This is a genomic window from Arthrobacter sp. efr-133-R2A-120 (assembly GCF_030209835.1).
In the GTDB taxonomy this organism is placed as follows: Bacteria; Actinomycetota; Actinomycetes; order Actinomycetales; family Micrococcaceae; genus Arthrobacter.
The window spans coordinates 30,174-46,478 of record NZ_JARVRF010000020.1 but is presented as its reverse complement, the minus strand read 5'-3'; the positions used below and the strand labels follow the sequence as shown (position 1 = coordinate 46,478).

Genomic DNA, 16,305 nt, shown 5'->3' with positions numbered 1-16,305 from the left:
CTCAGGCCTCGTTCGATGTCAATCCAAAGTTGAGTCAAGCGCGCTCAACTCTGCGGATTCGCGGCCAAAGAACCCCGGAAACTCGGAGATTTACGCGCGATTTCGCCGTGGGAGAACGCCGGTCGTGTCAGGCGGCATCGGCTTGTAGACCCATGCCACCAGCACCACGGAGATGATCATCAGGAGGAACCACGAGACAAGCTTGTCCGCCGACACCAAATGCCAACCGTCCAACTGGCTCGGATACAGCCAGGCGTGCGACCAAGTGGCGATGTTCTCGGCAATCCAGATAAAGAGCGCCACCAGCAGGAACGCGACGACCAGCGGCATCCGGAACCGGCGCCGAAACACGCGGAAGTGCATGACGCAGCGGCCATAGATCACGACGACGGCGGCCAGCAGGACCCAGCGGGCATCAACGGTGAAGTGGTGCGAAAAGAAGTTCACATAGATTGCCGCAGCCAGGACCGCAGTGATCCAACGCCGCGGATACCGGGCGAAGCGCAAGTCGAAAACCCGGTAAACCCGCACCATGTACGAGCCGACCGCCGCATACATAAAGCCGCTGAAGAGCGGAACGGCGCCGACCCGCAGCACGCCCTCAGCCTCATAGGACCACGAGCCGACGCCGGTCTTGAACAACTCCATGACCGTTCCCACCAAGTGGAAGAGCACGATCACCCGGAGCTCGCGCAAGGTTTCAAGCCTCGTGGCCACCATCAGGATTTGGATCACGACGGCGGCGATCGTCAGGAAATCGTTCCTCGCGAGGCCGGCGTTGGCCGGGTACCAGAGGTGCGCGCCGAAAATGACGGCAAGGAGCGAAGCGCCGAAGATGCACGCCCAGGCCTGTTTGAGGCCGAAGAGGGTGAACTCCGTGAGCCTGGACCGGAGTCCTTGGTCCGGCGCGCCAACCAGGAAGCGGCTCGCACTCCCGTCGATAAGTTCCTCTACCGCGGTGAGCTCACGCATGGGCGCCTACTCGCCAAGGCCGGTCTCGCCAAGGCCAAGCTCGCCCGGTCCGAGCCGACCAAGATAGTAGTTTTTCGGCCAATGCCTGACTTTTTCCGGCAGCCTTGGATAAGCCGCCGCCAAGAGCCGGATGGTGCCGTCGAAGCTGCGTCGATGGCGGGGCTTCCACGGAAGTCCGAATCCCGCACGAAGCTCCTCAGGCAGCAGGCCCGCGGTCAACAACCGGACCAACGGCATGCTCAAGCGCATCAAGAACGGTCCGCTCGTGGGGTACAGGAGCTCGTGGGCCACCCTCAAAGCGGCTGCATCCGGTTCGAGGTTCCGCAGGGATTCGTCCAAATAGCGTGCGAAGGCCGGGCGGTCGGCAGGCCAGAGCTCCGCGGGAAGCTGCAACGCTGTCCCGATCTGCGCATACTCACGGTAAATACGATCGGCAGTGTCGTCGTCGAGGGCTCCATGGACCTTTTCGTAAACGGTGACGGCGGTGTCATAGAGGGTCGCAACCACCCAGAGCTGGGATTGCGCGTCGAAGGCGTTGTACCCCGCGGTGGAATCGTCCGCCGTCCGTCGAACCGGGGCGTGCGCACGATTCACAGCTCGGCGCACCGCTGCCAGTTGCTGTTCCGAGCCGTAGATAACGGCGTAGACATACGTCATGGTGGCGCGCAGCCGATCCAGCGGCCGTTCGGCGAAATTGCTGTGCTCGGCGACGCCGTGACCGACCGCGGGATTGGCGATCTGCATCAGGATGGCGCGGCCTGCTCCGGCGAGCAAAACGCCCTCCGCACCGATGTCAGCAAGTCCACGGGCCATGCAGTTACTGTACCTTCGCGCACCGTCTTTCATACACGGTTGCCGGGGCTGCTACAGCCCCACGATTCCGCGCAGCACCTCGAGCTGGTGCTCAAACAACTCGTCGCGCGCGCCGAAGGTATCAGCCCCGTATTGGCCGAACACCTCGAAGCTGACCGCCCCAAAAACCGACGTCCACACCAGCACACCCCGGGCCAACGCGGCTTCGGGAACGGCCACGCCCAGTTCGGCCCGGATGGCCGCCAGGTCCGCGGCGAGAGCCGGATGAACGACGACGGCGGGCGCGACGTCGGCGGCCAAGGCACCTGCGCGGTACGCGGCGTCGAAGATCCCCACCATCCGGTAGATCACTCGCGTTCCGGGTTCGGTGGTGCGCTCGGCGGGAGCCTGGTATCCGGGCACCGGGCTGCCGAACAGGAGGGCATACCTTGCCGGCTCGCGCAGGGCCCACTGGCGAACGGCCCGCCCGAGCGCCCGGAACCTTCCGCGGTAGTCGTCCCCCGGTAGGGCGTCGACGGCGGCATCCACTTCGTCGCCCAGCTCGCCGTAAGCGTCAATCAGCAGGAGGGTCAGAAGTTCGTCGCGGCTCTCCACGTAGCGGTACACGGCGGAGGACACCACGCCGAGATCGCGGGCGACCGCCCTCAGGGACAAACCCGCGGCGCCATGCAAGGCAAGGTGCTGGCGCCCCAGCCGGATGATGTCCGCCACGGTCTGGGCCCGGGCCCGCTCGCGGGGCGTCGCTTGTTTGGCCACTGCGGCGGAAGGGAGGTCCATGCATCCAGCATGCCACAAAGGAGAGCACTGACAACAAATGTGAGCAGTGCTCTTGACATGCGATTCAGCAAGGTTCATTCTGAGTTCAGAGAGCACTGCTCTCGAAACAGGTTTCCACCAAGAGGAACTCGGTTCCCAGCCAGAAAGCGAGCAACACCATGTATGTCGTCACAGGAGCAGGCCCCGTCGGATGGACCATCGCCGAGCAACTCGCGGACCGCGGAGAGCAGGTGCGCGTCCTGACCCGCTCAGGCGGCGGCCCGGACCACCCGCTGATCGAAAAGCTCCGCGTGGATGTCTCGGACCCGGCCAAGTTGGCGCAAGCCTTCGACGGCGCCACGGCCGTCTTCCACTGCATCCACGGTTCTGCCTACCGGGCCAAAGCCTGGGCGGCCGAGCTTCCAGGAGCAGAGCGCGTGGTGATGGACGCCGCGGCGGCGGCGGGCGCCGTCGTCGTCTTCCCTGAGAGCCTTTACTCCTATAGCGAGCCGGACAAGACCATCACCGAAAGGAGCCCGCGGGAAGCGGCCGGTGGCAAGCGCGGGATCCGCTCCGCCCTGCTGAAGGCCCGGCAAGCCCACCCGGCGAATACCGTCAGCGTGGTGGCGGGCGATTTCTTCGGGCCGCGGGCCCGCATGGCGCATGCCGGCGAGCGCATGGTCCCCTTGGTCCTCAAGGGCAAGCCGGTCCAGGTTCTCGGAAGCGCCAAGCAGCCACACTCTTTCACCTATGTCCCGGATCTTGCCGCAGCCATGATCGCCGCGGCCCAAAAGCCCGAACTCTGGAACTCAGTGCTGCACGCCCCCACGGGACCGGCAATGACGATGCGGGAAATTGCGGGAAACTTCGCACGCTCGGCTGATCTTCCCGAACCGAAGCTGAGCGTGGTTCCAGGCTGGCTGCTCCGGACCCTGGGCCTGTTTTCAACCGACATGCGGGAGCTGGCCGAAATGCTGTACCAGTTCGAGCGGCCGTTCGTCATGGACTCCACTGCGAGCCAGGCCAAGCTCGGCCTGCAACCGACGCCGCTTCCTAGCGCGATGGCGGCGACCGTGGCCTGGTGGCGGGATCAGGAAGCCGTGGCCGCCCGCTGAGCCAAACCAGAACCATCGAATGGAGTTACGCCTGTGATCCCAGTGACTCGCAGGCCACTGCGGGAGTAACCTATAGCACATCGGCTGTGCTGGACCACTTTGTGGGACTGGGGTGTCACCGTGGGTGTTGTGAGATCGTCGTTGACCGAGCTCCTCGGGATACTTTCGGACGCCGTTTCGCCCGAGCGTGTCCGCTTCGACGACGGCTCCGAACCGCCTTCCGGTCAACCAAGCGATGCCGCTGTCACCGTCCACGCCGTCGCCTTGAACCGGGTTGGCCGCTCCCGGCGTGAAGGCCCGCTGCTGGACCTCGAGCTCAAAGTTGCCGTGGAATGCCACGGCCCCACGCAGCTGGACAACATGGAGAAACTCCTGCTGGCCCTTGAGCAAAACACCCAGTACTCGGTGGTCTCCAGTGGCGAATTCCAGCCGGACGAATACGATTCCGGCATCCGCCAAGGCCTCGGTTTCCTGATCCGCGTCCCGGTGGGGATACGGCTCGACGAGCCTTTCGGACCGCCTGTCACTGAACCCCTCATCGCGTCCACCACAGTGGCCCGCCGGATCCACGGCCGGCTGGTCGACGTCCACAACAAGGGCATCCCCGATGCCTACATCCGCCCGCATTCGTCCGCCGCCGCCGTCGTGAGCGATCCCACCGGCCATTTCGAGGTCCTGGCCTCGGCAGACGAACTCCAGCACTTTGTCGTGGCAGTCCGCGGCACTGAACGTGAAGTCTCAGCAGACACGAGCAGCCTGCCGGTCATCATCCGGTGGGAGTGAAAGGGAGCACACCATGGCGAATTACCAGGCGCCGGGAGTGTATGTACAGGAAGTGCCCAGCGGTGCCCGCTCGATCGGACAGGTCAGCACCAGCATTGCCGGTTTTGTAGGAGTTTCACCAGACCCGTCGGCATATCCGGACGAAGCACGGGTTCTGGACAACTGGACCCAGTTCGTGGACCAATACGTCGGCAAATCCACGCAGGGCACACCCCTGTCCAACGCCGTCTTCGGATTCTTCGCCAACGGCGGGAGCCGCTGCTATGTGGTCAACATCGGTTCCGGTAGCAGCCTCACCGGCACCGCCGCGAAGCCCACCGGCGTGACTCTGTTCGAGGCGATCGACGACATCTCCATGGTGGCCGCCCCCGGATACAGCGACGCCGAAGCGTACGCGGCGCTGCAGGCCCATGTGGAGCATCCCTTGCGGCAGGACCGCATGGCGATCATGGACACCCCGGAGAAAGTGGACGACGTCGGAGCCCTCACCCGGGCGGCTACTTCCGGCGTGCCGGACGCCCCGAAGCCGAGCGACGGTGAATCAGACGACAAAGCCGATGCCGACAAGACAAAGACCGGGCGGGCGACCGGCGAGGACGCGATCGGAGCGCCCCAATCCCCCGGCGGCTACACAGCGCTGTACTTTCCGTGGATCGTCATGACCGATCCGGTGTCCGGCAAGAAGGTGACTCAACCGCCGTCGGGCCATGTTGCCGGAGTGTGGGCCCGCGTGGACGCGACGCGTGGTGTCCACAAGGCCCCCGCGAACGAACCCATCCAAGGAGCGCTGGACCTGGTCCGGCGGGTCAGCCGCGGCGAACAGGAAGTACTGAACCCGGCCGGGGTGAACTGCATCCGCTATTTCCCGGGAGAAGGCATCCGCATCTGGGGTGCCCGGACCAAGGCACCCGAGGCAAGCGAATACCGCTACGTCAACGTCCGCAGGCTGACCAACATGATCAAGGAATCCGTGGCTGACGGTACGCGCTGGGTGGTCTTTGAACCCAACGACCACACCTTGTGGAAGTCCATCCGACGCGACATCGGCGCATTCCTGACCAACGTCTGGCGGGACGGGGCGCTGTTGGGCACTACTCCCCAACAGGCCTTCTTTGTGAAATGCGATGAAGAGACCAACCCGCCCGAAGTCCGCGATGCGGGGCAGGTTGTCACCTTGATCGGCATCGCACCCGTCAAACCCGCCGAGTTCGTGATCTTCAAGCTCATGCAGTCGGCAGACAACACCAGCGAGACAGAGAGCGCAGGAGCCTGAAATGAGCACGCAGCCAAGCACGCCAGCCCCTGCTGCCCAACCCGGGAACGTGGTGGACCCCTACCGCGCCTATAACTTCAAACTGGTCATCCAGGGCGTGGTCCAAGGACACTTCACCAAGGTTGAAGGGCTTGGGCTGAAGATCGACCGCATCTTGTACCGCTCCGGTGGCGAGAACAGCACGGTCCGGGTCATCCCCGGCCAGGTCGAGTACACCCCGGTGACCCTCCGCTATGGGCTGACCGACTCCACCGAAATGCTCCAATGGCTGTTCAAGGCCGTCGATGGACGTGTGGAGCGGCGCAACGTCTCCATCGCCATGCTCAACGACGCCGGCTCGGTGGAGGTCCGCCGCTGGAACTTGCTCGGCGCCTGGCCATGCGACTGGTTCGGGGCCCCGTTGGATGCCCTCGGCAAGGACCTGGCCATCGAATCCCTCAGCATCGCGTACGACCGCTTGGAGCTCGACGATGCCCGCGCTCCCGTGGCTTGACGGGAGGCGGCCCCGGAATCCGTGGCGTCATAAGGCGGCGCGGCGGCTGCGGGAACTCGCGGAAAGGCTCGAACGGCCGTCGCAACTTGATGCCGAAGCTGGTGCCGGGGCTGCCGTTGTTGAAACAGGGCGCATCGTCGGGACTGGGCGCATCGTTGGGACTGGGCGGGCGGTCGGAACGGAGGGCCCGACGCCGGTTCGAAGACTGGACATGTCCGGCGCACCGGAGCATTGGGTCCAGTTGCTCCGCGACGCCGGCCTCGTCGCCGATCCGAACCCTCGCTCACATATACCCCCCACCAACCCCAACCCTCGCTCAGATCCGGGCGTGTCCAGCCCCAACCCTCGCTCACATCCGGGCGAGTCCAGCCCCAATATTGTCAGCGAGACCGGGGCCGCAAGCCCGGCCCGGAACAGCGCCCTGGGGCCCGTGCCCCGTACGCTCCCCCGCTTGATGCTCGGCTCGCGACTGCAGAGACCCACATCCACGGGCTCCCTGCCGGACCATGCCGCCGGAAGCGCGGCCACCATTTCCTGGCCACACCTCGCGCCGCTGGCAATCCCCGTAGACGAGGCAACCATCGATGCCCCAGTAGCCCCCGCGGCGGAGGCCGTATCCCCACACGCTCCGCAGTCAATGCGCCCGGTGCTGAGACTTCGTGGAATCCCGCTGGTCATCGCCACGGACCGGCCCGCCACTCGACAAGTAGTTTTTGAACAAGCAGTCCCAACTCAGGCAGCCCTTGAACAAGCTGAGCAGCGCCAGGAAGCCCCAACACGCTCCAGCAAGACCAGCCCGCCTAACCCAATCACGGCTCAGCCGGCCACAACGCCCCTGCACCAACCGCCAGATGCTGCGCGCGCCGTCGTCGTCCTCCCAGAGCACCCGCGCCCGGAGCACCTGCGCCCAGGGCACCCGAACGCAGAACGCCAAGGCCACCCGAGCACGACGCCGGAGCGTGCCCCCTCGGCACCAATAACCGGAAACTGGCCGGAATTGGCCCCACGCCCCGCGCCCCGGCCCGCCGCGGAAAGAGCAACAACAGAAGAGATGGCCCGCGCCGCCCGACTGAGCAACGAACAATTGGCGGTCTGACATGGAACGCGTCGCTTTCCTGATCGAGGACACCGGGGAACACCTTGGGTGCCTGCTCAATCCGGAAACCGTAGTCATGTCGCGAACCGCGGGCGTGGAGCCTCGGCGCTCGGCAGGGGGCAAGCTGACCGGAACGGGGCTCGCGGACGATCCCTTGCTCTTCACGGGAGGCGGACACACCGAGCTTCGCTTGGATCTCCTGTTCGACGTCGACCTCGCGCCGGCGTCGCTCCATGTGCAGGACGTGCGCCAGATGACGCGGCCCATCTGGGCGCTCGCAGAGAACTCGGCCGAGGTGGAGAGGCAACGCCGGCCGCCGTCGGTCCGGTTCGTGTGGGGGCGCGCATGGAACGTGCCCGGGATCGTGACCGAAGTAGCGGAGCGTTTCGACCGCTTTTCGCCGGATGGCTCCCCCTTGCGTTCGTGGATGCGCATGGTATTTGTGCGGGTCGGGCAGAGCGCTGACGAGGAAGGCGGCGAGAACTACGAGCTCGCCCAGCGGCTGCCGGCGGTGGACCTGACGGCGCCGCCCGTGGATACGCTCGCGGTGGGCGGCGACGGCAGTACGGACAGGAATGCAACAGCGCCCGACGGCGGCGAGCTGGTTCCGGAGGTTCCGCCCGGTGAGCTGGGACGCCTCAGCCTGGCCGCCTTTGGCACGCCGCTGCTGTGGAAGTTGCTGCTGGAGTACAACAACATCGACGATCCCGCGCACTTCAACGGCCCCCTCGCCGTTCCCCCGGTTGGCGAGGCGCCATGAGGCGCATCGTGAAGGACACCGTCCCATGAGGCAGCTCCAAGGCTTGCCGGAACTCATTGTCACCCTCGGGCGGCGCCGGCTCTCCGCGTCCGAAACCGCGGCGATCATCTCCGTGCAGGTCCTCAGCTCGCTCGCCAGGCCGGCCCAGTGCCTCATCAGCTGGCGCCCCGGTCCGGGACGCTCCGCGACAGCCCGCGGCGGAGTTGACCCCGCGCCGGGGGATGCGCTGCGCGTGGAACTCGGTGGCCAGCGCACTCCGCTTTTCGTGGGCGAAGTGACCGTGGTGGAACACAGCTACGGCGCAGACCTTTCGCAGGAAGTCCGCGTCCGTGCCTACGACGCCCTGCACCGCCTGAGGAAACGCCAGTTCACCCGATTGCACAGCGACGTCGACCTCGCCGGGTTGGCCCGCACACTCACCGAGGGCACGGGCCTGCAAGTGGTAGGCGGCGCAACCCGGCTGGGTGAGGTGTACCAGTGTGCCCGCTCAGACTTGAGCCTGTTGGTGGAACAGAGCGCCCGGGCGGGCGCGTATCCCGTGGTCGATGGCGATGTCCTGAGACTTGGCGATTTGTCCGGCGAAGGCGAACCCATCGAGCTGGAACTTGGCAGCAGCCTGCATTCGGCCGAGGTGGAACTAAGCCAGGAGCCGGCGTACCTCGGGGCCAAAACCACAGGCTGGCGGTCCGACGACGCCTCGGTGCAGGAGGCCTCAGCCAGTACCAGCGACGCGAAAGCCAACGTCTCCGCGGACCCTGCGCTCCCGAGCGTCGGCGCGGGCGGCGATCTCCTGCGCGACAACGAGGCCCTCGCGTCCCAATCCGCAGCCCACGGCTTGGCCCAGGCGGATCTCGACGTCCGGATGGCCGGGCAAGTCACCGCAGTCTTCGTGGCCGACGGCGATCCGCGCCTCCGGGCGGGCCGTCGGGTTCGCGTGCGCGGACTCGCGACGTCGCTCGAAGGCACCTACGCGATTGCCACTGCCACCCACCGGCTGGACAACACGGGCTACGAAACCACCATCGCCACGCGTCCCCCGGAAGCCCCTCCCGTCCGGCGTCCCGACGTCTTCACCCTTGGCACGGTCCTGGATGTGGAAGATCCGGAGGGCCGCGGCCGGGCACGGGTCCGGCTCCCCGCATATCCGCCGCTGGAGTCAGCCTGGGCGCCGGTCCTCACAATGGGAGCCGGAACAGGGAAAGGTTTCGTGGTGCCGCCAGCCGCGGAGGACACTGTGCTGGTCCTGCTGCCGGCCACGGATCCGGCGCAGGCCATCATTCTGGGCGGGCTCTACGGCCGCGAACAGACCCCGGACAACAGTGTGAGCTCGCCTCGGGATAGCCGGTACGCCTTCCGGAGCGCTGACGGCCAGCAGATAGTGCTCGACGGCGGCAATCGCACCGTCAGCTTCACGGACGGACATGGCTCAACGGTGGAACTCGGGCCGGACAAGCTGCGCATCACCGCGGCTACGGACCTGGTCCTGGAGGCACCGGGTAAGGCCATGAAGATCCGGGCCAAGACCGTCGATTTCGAGGAGGCCTGATGCCGAAGCTCCTCGTCAAGGAAGCCATCCTGCGCTGCGGACACGACGGGAAAGTGGAAAACGTCCCTTCCCAGCAGTGGGTCCGCGTTGCCGGCTCGCCGGTTTTGGTCGACGACGATCCGCAAGGGCGCGAGATCAGCATGTGCCCCAACGTAGGCCTCAACATCAAGCCCTGCAACAAGACACTGCAAGTGATCAAGGGATATTCGGGCTTTGTCCGGATCGGCGGCAAAAAGGTCTGCTTGGACACCGTGGAGGGCTACACGGACGGCACCCCGCCGGGCGCCGTCAAGTACACGGTCCGGCGGCCGGGCCAGGAATCCGTGGCGGCGGGATCATGAGAGGCTGCGAATCGTGAGCGTCCCCAGGTACAAGTCGGTGGCCTTCGTGCACCCGGATTTCGATGCCGCCACCGGCCTTCCCGGCTTGCGGCTGACGCCCGACGGACGGCTCGCTACCGTCACGGACGCAGCTTCGGTCCGTCAGGCCCTCCTCCTGCTGCTGAGCACCAGGCCCGGCGAGCGCGTCAACCGGCCCACCTACGGCTGCCACCTGTTCCGGCTCGCTTTCGCGCCCGCGGATGACACCACGGCAGGCCTGGCCATCCATTACGTTGCCCGGGCCGTGGAGCAATGGGAGCCCCGGATCACCGTTCTGTCCTTGGATGCCTCCCGGTCCCCCGAAAGCCCTGAAGTGCTGGAGGTCCGGTTGCGGTACCGGGTCCGGTCCACCCAGCTCGAGGACCAGCTCGCCATCGCCCTGCCCGTTGATTCCGGAGGTGCAGCATGAGTATCCCCGTCCCGAATCTCGATGACCGCAGCTTCGCGGACCTCGTTGCCGGCGCCCGCGAGCGCATCCAGCAGATCGCCCCGGAGTGGACGGACCTCTCCGTCCACGATCCCGGCATCACCATCCTCGAGGCTTTCGCCTACCTCACGGACACCCTGATGTACCGGCTCAACCGGGTGCCGGAAAAACTGTATGCGGTCTATTTGAACCTGCTTGGCACCAGCCTGTACCCGCCCAGCACGGCCGAAACCATCCTCGAATTCACGCGGGCGTCGGCGGGAAGCGCTACTGACAACCAGGACATCCGCATCCCTCGCGGGACCCAGGTCAGCTGCCCGCCAGGCGTGCCCGGCTCGCCGCAACCGGTATTCACTACGACGACGGCGGCCGTCCTCGCGGCAGGCCAGTCCAGTGTCCAGGTCCCGGCAGCCGATGTCACCTTGTACGACGCCGTCCCCATCGGCGTCGGAACCGGTCGCCCGGGCCAGAGCTTCGTCATTCCCAATGCGCCGATCGTCTCCGGGGCTGGCCTGTCCATCGCCGTCGAAGTCCCCTCCGGCACCCAGCTGAGCAGTGGCGAAGCCGTCCTGGTGGACGGCAAGCCTTTCCGGTTTTGCCGCGAAGTCGAGGCCTTCGCGGACGCCGGCCCGGACGAGGCCCCGGTCCGGATCGACCGGAGTGCCGGCGTCGTGATGTTCGCATGGTGGGACGAGGAGTCCGCAGCCCGGACAGCAGTTGTTCCCGGCCCGGGTGCCGGGGTGCGCGCCTGGTACCGCGGCGGCGGCGGTCAGCGCGGCAATGTCGGGGCGGGCCAGTTGACGGTCATGCGCGCCCCGATCCCGGGGGTAAAGGTCAGCAACCCGGAACCCGCGACCGGAGGCCGCGACGGCGAATCCCTGGAGAACGCGCTGCGCCGGGCCCCGCAGGATTTCCAGGCCCGTGACCGCGCGGTCACGGTGCGGGACTACGAGGTCCTGGCCATGCGCCATGGCGGTGTCGCGCGGGCCCGTGCGTTCACGCGGCGGGACATCTGGGCCTTCGCCAGACCGGGCGAGGTGGAGGTGGTGCTGGTGCCGTTTGTCCCGGGCGCTTCCGAAGAAGGCGCGGCAGCCCCTGTTCTCGTGCGCGCCGCCGAGCTGACTTCCCAGGCACGTGAAAGCGTCCGCCTTGAAGTGGAACAGTACCTGCGCCGCCGCTCCACCGTGGGAGCAGAGCCTGTGGTCCGCTGGGGTCTCTACAAACAAGTGCTGGTGGACGCGAGGATCGTGGTTCGCCCCGATGAGGACGCCGATGCGGTGAAGTCCAGGATCGTGGGCCGGCTCGCGGAGGGCATCAGTCCGCTCAACCCGGGTTCTTCCAACTACGGTTCGGGCTTCGGCAAGCCGTTGCGCGTCTCCAACCTCTACCGGGCGATGGAGGAGGCCGAACCCGGGGTCCAGTACGTGGACCGGGTACGGCTCGAAGTGGACAAGGTTCCGGATACCGATGCCTTGGCGCTGGTTCAGGCTGAAGGACAGGACAACACGTGGTTCGTGGCGCAGGACAGTACCCTGTTCCGCACGACCAACTCCGGCGATGGCTGGGAGGCGTGTGCCGAATTTGGCTCGGAGGCGGCCAGCGAAGCGGTGAGGTCCGTCGCGCCTTTCCGCTCTCCGGCGCCGGGCCGCTTCGGCGGAGCTGGCTATGGCCCTGGCGGTTTCGGTCCCGGGCAGCATCCCGGCATGGTGGCGGTCAGCACCGTGACCCCCGCGGGCTCGCGCATCTACGTCAGCGAGGACCTCGGCGAATCGTGGCGGCGGGCCGCGGAACTGGGATTCGTCGTCGCGGATTTGTGCTGGGTGGACCGGCAAGGGGTCCCGGTGCTTCTGCTCGCAGGCGAGCATGGCCTCTACGAGCTGCCGATGGGTGAGGGTGCTATCCCGGTCCAGAACGTGGTGGATTCCACCCAGCCGGATCGCGGCTTCTACGCGGTGGACGCCTTGGTGGACGTCCGCGGCCGGACCGGCGTGGTGGTGGCAGCGGAGGCCTCCGCGGGCGTCTGGCTTTCCCCCGACGCCGGGGCTGCCGGCAGCTTCAAGCAGATCAGGGCGGCGGGCGAGGACATCCGCTGCATGACCATCCAGTACGACGGCGGCGTGAGCTACGTCTGGCTGGGACGTTCCGTTCCCGAAGGTACAGGGAGTGGCTGCCTCCGATTGAAGATCGATGAACTCGCGCGCACCCAGTTCGATGACGCCCTCATGGCTTCCTGGGAACAATTCAGCGCGGGCTGGACAGGCGGAAGCTGTTGGGGCGTGCATGTGATGGGCGATGCAGCGTACGCCGCCACCCAAAGCGGAGGCGTGTTGCGCCTTCAGCTCGGCCAGGCTTCCGCACAGTGGAGTGTCCCTGATGTGAACTGCGGGCTGCCCCTCAGGGACCGGACTCGTTTCGAGCCGGTCCGCGCTGTGTCCGGCAAAGTGCACGACGACGGTTCGCCGCTTGTGCTCGCGGCTGGCCCCAAGGGGATCTACCGGAGCACGGACAACGCCTTGTCCTGGGCGAGCTGCACGCGGCGGATGGTTGACGACGTCGTGACCCTTCCCGAGACGTGGCTGTTCTCCTCGGGCGAGCACCGGATCGACGTGGTGCGTGGCAATGGTTGAACCCGTACCCCGTAACTCTCCTCTGCTGAAGGTCCTTCCCGAGATCTACCAAGTAGCGGCGGAAACCAGCACGCCACTGCAGGCCCTGATCGCGGTGGCCGAGGACATGCATCGGCCCGTCCGTGATGTCTTGGACCGCATCCACACCGTTCCCGATCCCGGCCGCTCGCCGTCGTCGTTCATTCCTTTCCTGTCGCGGTGGGTGGACCTTGACTGGTTGACCCTGCCAAGCCCGGAGTCCGTGGACTCCGCGGCGGCGGGAGTCCCAGTGGCCAGACAGCGGGACTTGATTGCGTGCGCCGCCTCGTTGTCTGCGCGCCGGGGCACCGTGGACGGTCTCACCCGCTTCCTGCAACTGGCCACCGGGGTCCCGGGATTCGCCGTCGAATCCGTCCCGGGCGAGTTCCACATCAAGGTTCTGGTCCCTGCGGCTGCCGCCGGGCACGTGGAGCTGGTCCGCAGGATCGTCAAGGGAATCAAGCCTGCCCACGTGACGGACGAGATCGAGGTGGTGGGCACGTGAACGGGCCTGTGCCGTGAACGACGGGAACCGGAAGCCCCTCATCGTGGTGATCGTGTGCGGTGTCATCGCTGTGCTCGTGCTGGTTTTCGGCGTGAGCTGCGGCGGCGGGAACAACAACGCGGCGGCCAGTTGGCAGTCGGGCTTCTCGCAGGCTGCCAAAGGAGGCACCCTCGCTGCCTCGGATCTCGTAGGCCCAGGCGGCCAGTGTTCGGCGGCGGCAACGCAACTGCTCGTGGCGGGAAGCTGCGTTTTCGAGGTCAAGAAGTTCGGGGGCCCGTTCGATCTGGGCAGCCCCACCAAGCGTGCCCGGCTGGCTCCCCAGCAGGCAGTCACCGTGACGCTCCTGGTGGAGGGCACACGAACAGAACAGGACGTCTCTGCCGGGGACACTGTCAGCCTGACCTTCGGCACCTCCGGGGGTCAGCTGGGGATCACGTGCCGCGTTGTTGGCACGTGTGCGCTGAAGCTCCTGGAAGCAGGAGGATGAGTTCATTGCCCGAAAGGCGGTTGTTGCATGAGCACCATCACCATGACGCTGAGTTCTCCCACGGTGGAACTCAAGGACGGCAAAGGTTCCCTCACGGCGTCCGTGACCAACGGAGCTCCCGGCCCCGAACGCGTGGTGCTCGGAGCCTTTCCCGGAGTGGAAAGCACACCGCCGTCGCCGACGTACGCCACCATCCCCACTCCGTTGCGGACCATCGCAGCCGGAGCTACCGAGCAATACCTGGTCAATTTCGACACCGCCGGTGCCGCGGCAGGCTCCTATCCGGTGAAACTGATCGCCTACTCTGCCGACGACGCCCCTGAGGACTATGCCGACCAGGCCCACGTGGTGACGCTGACCGCCACCAAGCCCGCCGAAACGCCCAAGCCGCGCCCTGGATTCCCGTGGCTGTGGGTGATCGTCGGCGGCGTCGTGCTATTGGCGGCTATTGGTGGGGTGATCTGGTTCCTCCTCAAGGACGTCAATGTGCCGGACGTGAAAGGCAAGCCGCAAGCAGAGGCTGTACAAATCCTCAAGGACGCCGGGTTCTCCACAGCCACCACGGACAAGGAAAGCGATCAGACCGCCGGGACGGTGGTCACCCAGTCTCCGGAGGCCAACAAGTCCGCCGGGCGCGGTTCCACCGTCAACCTGGAGATCGCAACGCCGGTGAAATCGGTGGTGCCTGCGGTCCTGGGCTTGCGGATCGAGAATGCCCGCACAGCCTTCCAGACCGCAAAAATCCAACTTGATTTCACCCAGGGTTCCACGTGCACGTCCTCGTCCGGATTCTTGCAAAGCTGCGTGGTTGTTGGGGTGAATCCCGATGTGGGGAGCAAGGTGAACCAGAACGCCCTCGTCCTTGTCCGCACTGAAATACGGCAAAACGTCATCATCGAGCCGAATCCCATCAACATTTGCATGGTCCAGCCGCAGATCTGCGCGATCAAGCAATAGGGCGCCCTTGGTGCCGCGTGTCATCCGGTGCCGAAAACGGTGCAGCCCGTGAAATGATCAACCATGCGTCCGATGCAGCACTCCAGCAAACTACAGAACGTCCGCTATGAACTCCGTGGGCCCATCCTCCAAGCGGCCAAGACCATGGAGGCCGAAGGGCACCGCATCCTCAAGATGAATCTTGGGGACACCGCGCCCTTCGGGCTGGAAGCTCCGGAGTCCGTTGTGGTGGACATGATCCACCACCTCCGCGGAGCCCAGGGTTACAGCGATTCCAAGGGCATCTTCACGGCGCGGACAGCCATTTCGCAGTACTACCAGACCAAGAACCTGATGAATATCGGCGTCGAGGACATCTTCATCGGCAACGGCGTCAGCGAACTGATCTCCATGACGCTGCAGGCCTTCCTGGAGAACGGCGACGAGGTCCTCATCCCCGCGCCGGACTATCCGCTGTGGACGGCCACCGTGACGCTCACGGGCGGCAAGCCGGTGCACTATCTCTGCGATGAGGGCCAGAACTGGTGGCCGGACATGTCCGACGTCGAAGCCAAGGTCACCAAGCGCACCAAGGCAATCGTCATCATCAACCCGAACAACCCCACGGGCGCGGTATACCCCCGCCACGTCCTGGAGCAGTTCGCGGCACTGGCGCGCAAGCATGACCTTGTCCTGTTCTCGGACGAGATCTACGAGAAGATCCGCTACGAGGACGCAAAGCACATCCACACGGCGTCCGTGGCAGACGACATCTGCGTGCTGACCTTCAGCGGCCTTTCCAAGGCTTACCGCATGCCCGGCTATCGGGCCGGCTGGGTCGCTGTGACCGGCCCGCACGCGGCAACCGCCGAATACCGTGAGGCGCTGGAGCTCCTGGCTTCCCTCCGGTTGTGCTCCAACGTTCCGGCGCAGCACGCCATCCAGACCTGCCTGGGCGGTTACCAGAGCATCGAGGAGCTCATCAGGCCAGGTGGCCGGCTCCGGGAACAGCGGGATCTGGCCTTGAAGCTCCTGACTGCGATCCCGGGCGTGAGCTGTGTACCGGCAGCCGGTGCAATGTATTTGTTCCCACGGCTGGACCCTGACGTCTATCCGATCGAAAGTGACGAGAAATTCGTCCTCGACCTCCTGCAGGACCAGAAGATCCTGGTCTCCCACGGTTCGGCTTTCAACTGGCCCACCCCGGACCACTTCCGCTTCGTCATCCTGCCGTCCGTCCGTGAGATCGAGGAGGCCGTCCGCAGGATCGCGACCTTCCTGGCCGCCTATCGGAACCGGCCTCAAGAGTAGGGCCTTT

16 protein-coding genes are annotated in these 16,305 nt (G+C 65.9%); 13 read left to right on the top strand and 3 right to left on the bottom strand.

What is annotated here, in order from left to right; genetic code table 11:
- Positions 1 to 90: 90 nt before the first annotated feature.
- From QRN52_RS11570 to QRN52_RS11560, 3 genes are read right to left on the bottom strand one after another with little or no spacing between them, the layout of a single operon-like run.
- The gene (locus QRN52_RS11570) at positions 91 to 972 is read right to left on the bottom strand and encodes a DUF817 domain-containing protein (protein ID WP_284752866.1); all 882 of its coding nucleotides are present in this window, start codon (positions 970 to 972) and stop codon (positions 91 to 93) included.
- A 6-nt stretch (positions 973 to 978) separates the two neighbouring features.
- Entirely contained in the window at positions 979 to 1,785 is an 807-nt protein-coding gene (locus QRN52_RS11565; RefSeq protein ID WP_284752865.1) for an oxygenase MpaB family protein, read from the bottom strand.
- Positions 1,786 to 1,836: 51 nt separating this feature from the next.
- Positions 1,837 to 2,562 carry a TetR/AcrR family transcriptional regulator gene (locus tag QRN52_RS11560; protein WP_284752864.1) on the bottom strand — a complete coding sequence of 242 codons (726 nt, stop codon included), beginning with the start codon at positions 2,560 to 2,562 and terminating at the stop codon, positions 1,837 to 1,839.
- A gap of 158 nt (positions 2,563 to 2,720) precedes the next feature.
- Here QRN52_RS11560 and QRN52_RS11555 point away from each other — a divergent pair, with 158 nt between their 5' ends.
- The 13 genes from QRN52_RS11555 (at position 2,721) to QRN52_RS11495 (ending at position 16,298) form a co-directional block, all read left to right on the top strand.
- Positions 2,721 to 3,656: an NAD-dependent epimerase/dehydratase family protein gene (locus QRN52_RS11555; protein WP_284752863.1), complete on the top strand. Its 936-nt coding sequence runs from the start codon at positions 2,721 to 2,723 to the stop codon at positions 3,654 to 3,656.
- Between the two features lie 120 nt (positions 3,657 to 3,776).
- Positions 3,777 to 4,439 (top strand): hypothetical protein, encoded by a 663-nt coding sequence (locus QRN52_RS11550; protein WP_284752862.1) that lies wholly within the window; start codon positions 3,777 to 3,779, stop codon positions 4,437 to 4,439.
- A gap of 13 nt (positions 4,440 to 4,452) precedes the next feature.
- Positions 4,453 to 5,712 carry a phage tail sheath family protein gene (locus QRN52_RS11545; protein WP_284752861.1) on the top strand — a complete coding sequence of 420 codons (1,260 nt, stop codon included), beginning with the start codon at positions 4,453 to 4,455 and terminating at the stop codon, positions 5,710 to 5,712.
- 1 nt (position 5,713) lies between these two features.
- Positions 5,714 to 6,205 (top strand): phage tail protein, encoded by a 492-nt coding sequence (locus tag QRN52_RS11540; protein WP_284752860.1) that lies wholly within the window; start codon positions 5,714 to 5,716, stop codon positions 6,203 to 6,205.
- 1,097 nt (positions 6,206 to 7,302) lie between these two features.
- Positions 7,303 to 8,061 (top strand): CIS tube protein, encoded by a 759-nt coding sequence (locus tag QRN52_RS11535; RefSeq protein ID WP_284752859.1) that lies wholly within the window; start codon positions 7,303 to 7,305, stop codon positions 8,059 to 8,061.
- A 25-nt stretch (positions 8,062 to 8,086) separates the two neighbouring features.
- Positions 8,087 to 9,607, top strand: a complete 1,521-nt coding sequence (locus tag QRN52_RS11530; protein ID WP_284752858.1) for a phage baseplate assembly protein V — start codon at positions 8,087 to 8,089, stop codon at positions 9,605 to 9,607.
- Positions 9,607 to 9,948, top strand: coding sequence for a hypothetical protein (locus QRN52_RS11525; protein ID WP_284752857.1), 342 nt, complete (start codon positions 9,607 to 9,609; stop codon positions 9,946 to 9,948). The genes QRN52_RS11530 and QRN52_RS11525 overlap by 1 nt, the downstream gene beginning before the upstream one ends.
- 13 nt (positions 9,949 to 9,961) lie before the next feature.
- Positions 9,962 to 10,396: a GPW/gp25 family protein gene (locus tag QRN52_RS11520; RefSeq protein WP_284752856.1), complete on the top strand. Its 435-nt coding sequence runs from the start codon at positions 9,962 to 9,964 to the stop codon at positions 10,394 to 10,396.
- The gene (locus QRN52_RS11515) at positions 10,393 to 13,041 is read left to right on the top strand and encodes a baseplate J/gp47 family protein (RefSeq protein WP_284752855.1); all 2,649 of its coding nucleotides are present in this window, start codon (positions 10,393 to 10,395) and stop codon (positions 13,039 to 13,041) included. Before QRN52_RS11520 ends, QRN52_RS11515 begins: the two co-directional genes overlap by 4 nt.
- Positions 13,034 to 13,564 carry a phage tail protein gene (locus QRN52_RS11510; protein WP_284752854.1) on the top strand — a complete coding sequence of 177 codons (531 nt, stop codon included), beginning with the start codon at positions 13,034 to 13,036 and terminating at the stop codon, positions 13,562 to 13,564. Before QRN52_RS11515 ends, QRN52_RS11510 begins: the two co-directional genes overlap by 8 nt.
- 13 nt (positions 13,565 to 13,577) lie before the next feature.
- Positions 13,578 to 14,051 (top strand): hypothetical protein, encoded by a 474-nt coding sequence (locus QRN52_RS11505; protein ID WP_284752853.1) that lies wholly within the window; start codon positions 13,578 to 13,580, stop codon positions 14,049 to 14,051.
- A 27-nt stretch (positions 14,052 to 14,078) separates the two neighbouring features.
- Positions 14,079 to 15,008: a PASTA domain-containing protein gene (locus QRN52_RS11500; protein WP_284752852.1), complete on the top strand. Its 930-nt coding sequence runs from the start codon at positions 14,079 to 14,081 to the stop codon at positions 15,006 to 15,008.
- A gap of 63 nt (positions 15,009 to 15,071) precedes the next feature.
- Positions 15,072 to 16,298 (top strand): pyridoxal phosphate-dependent aminotransferase, encoded by a 1,227-nt coding sequence (locus tag QRN52_RS11495; RefSeq protein WP_284752851.1) that lies wholly within the window; start codon positions 15,072 to 15,074, stop codon positions 16,296 to 16,298.
- Positions 16,299 to 16,305: the final 7 nt, after the last annotated feature.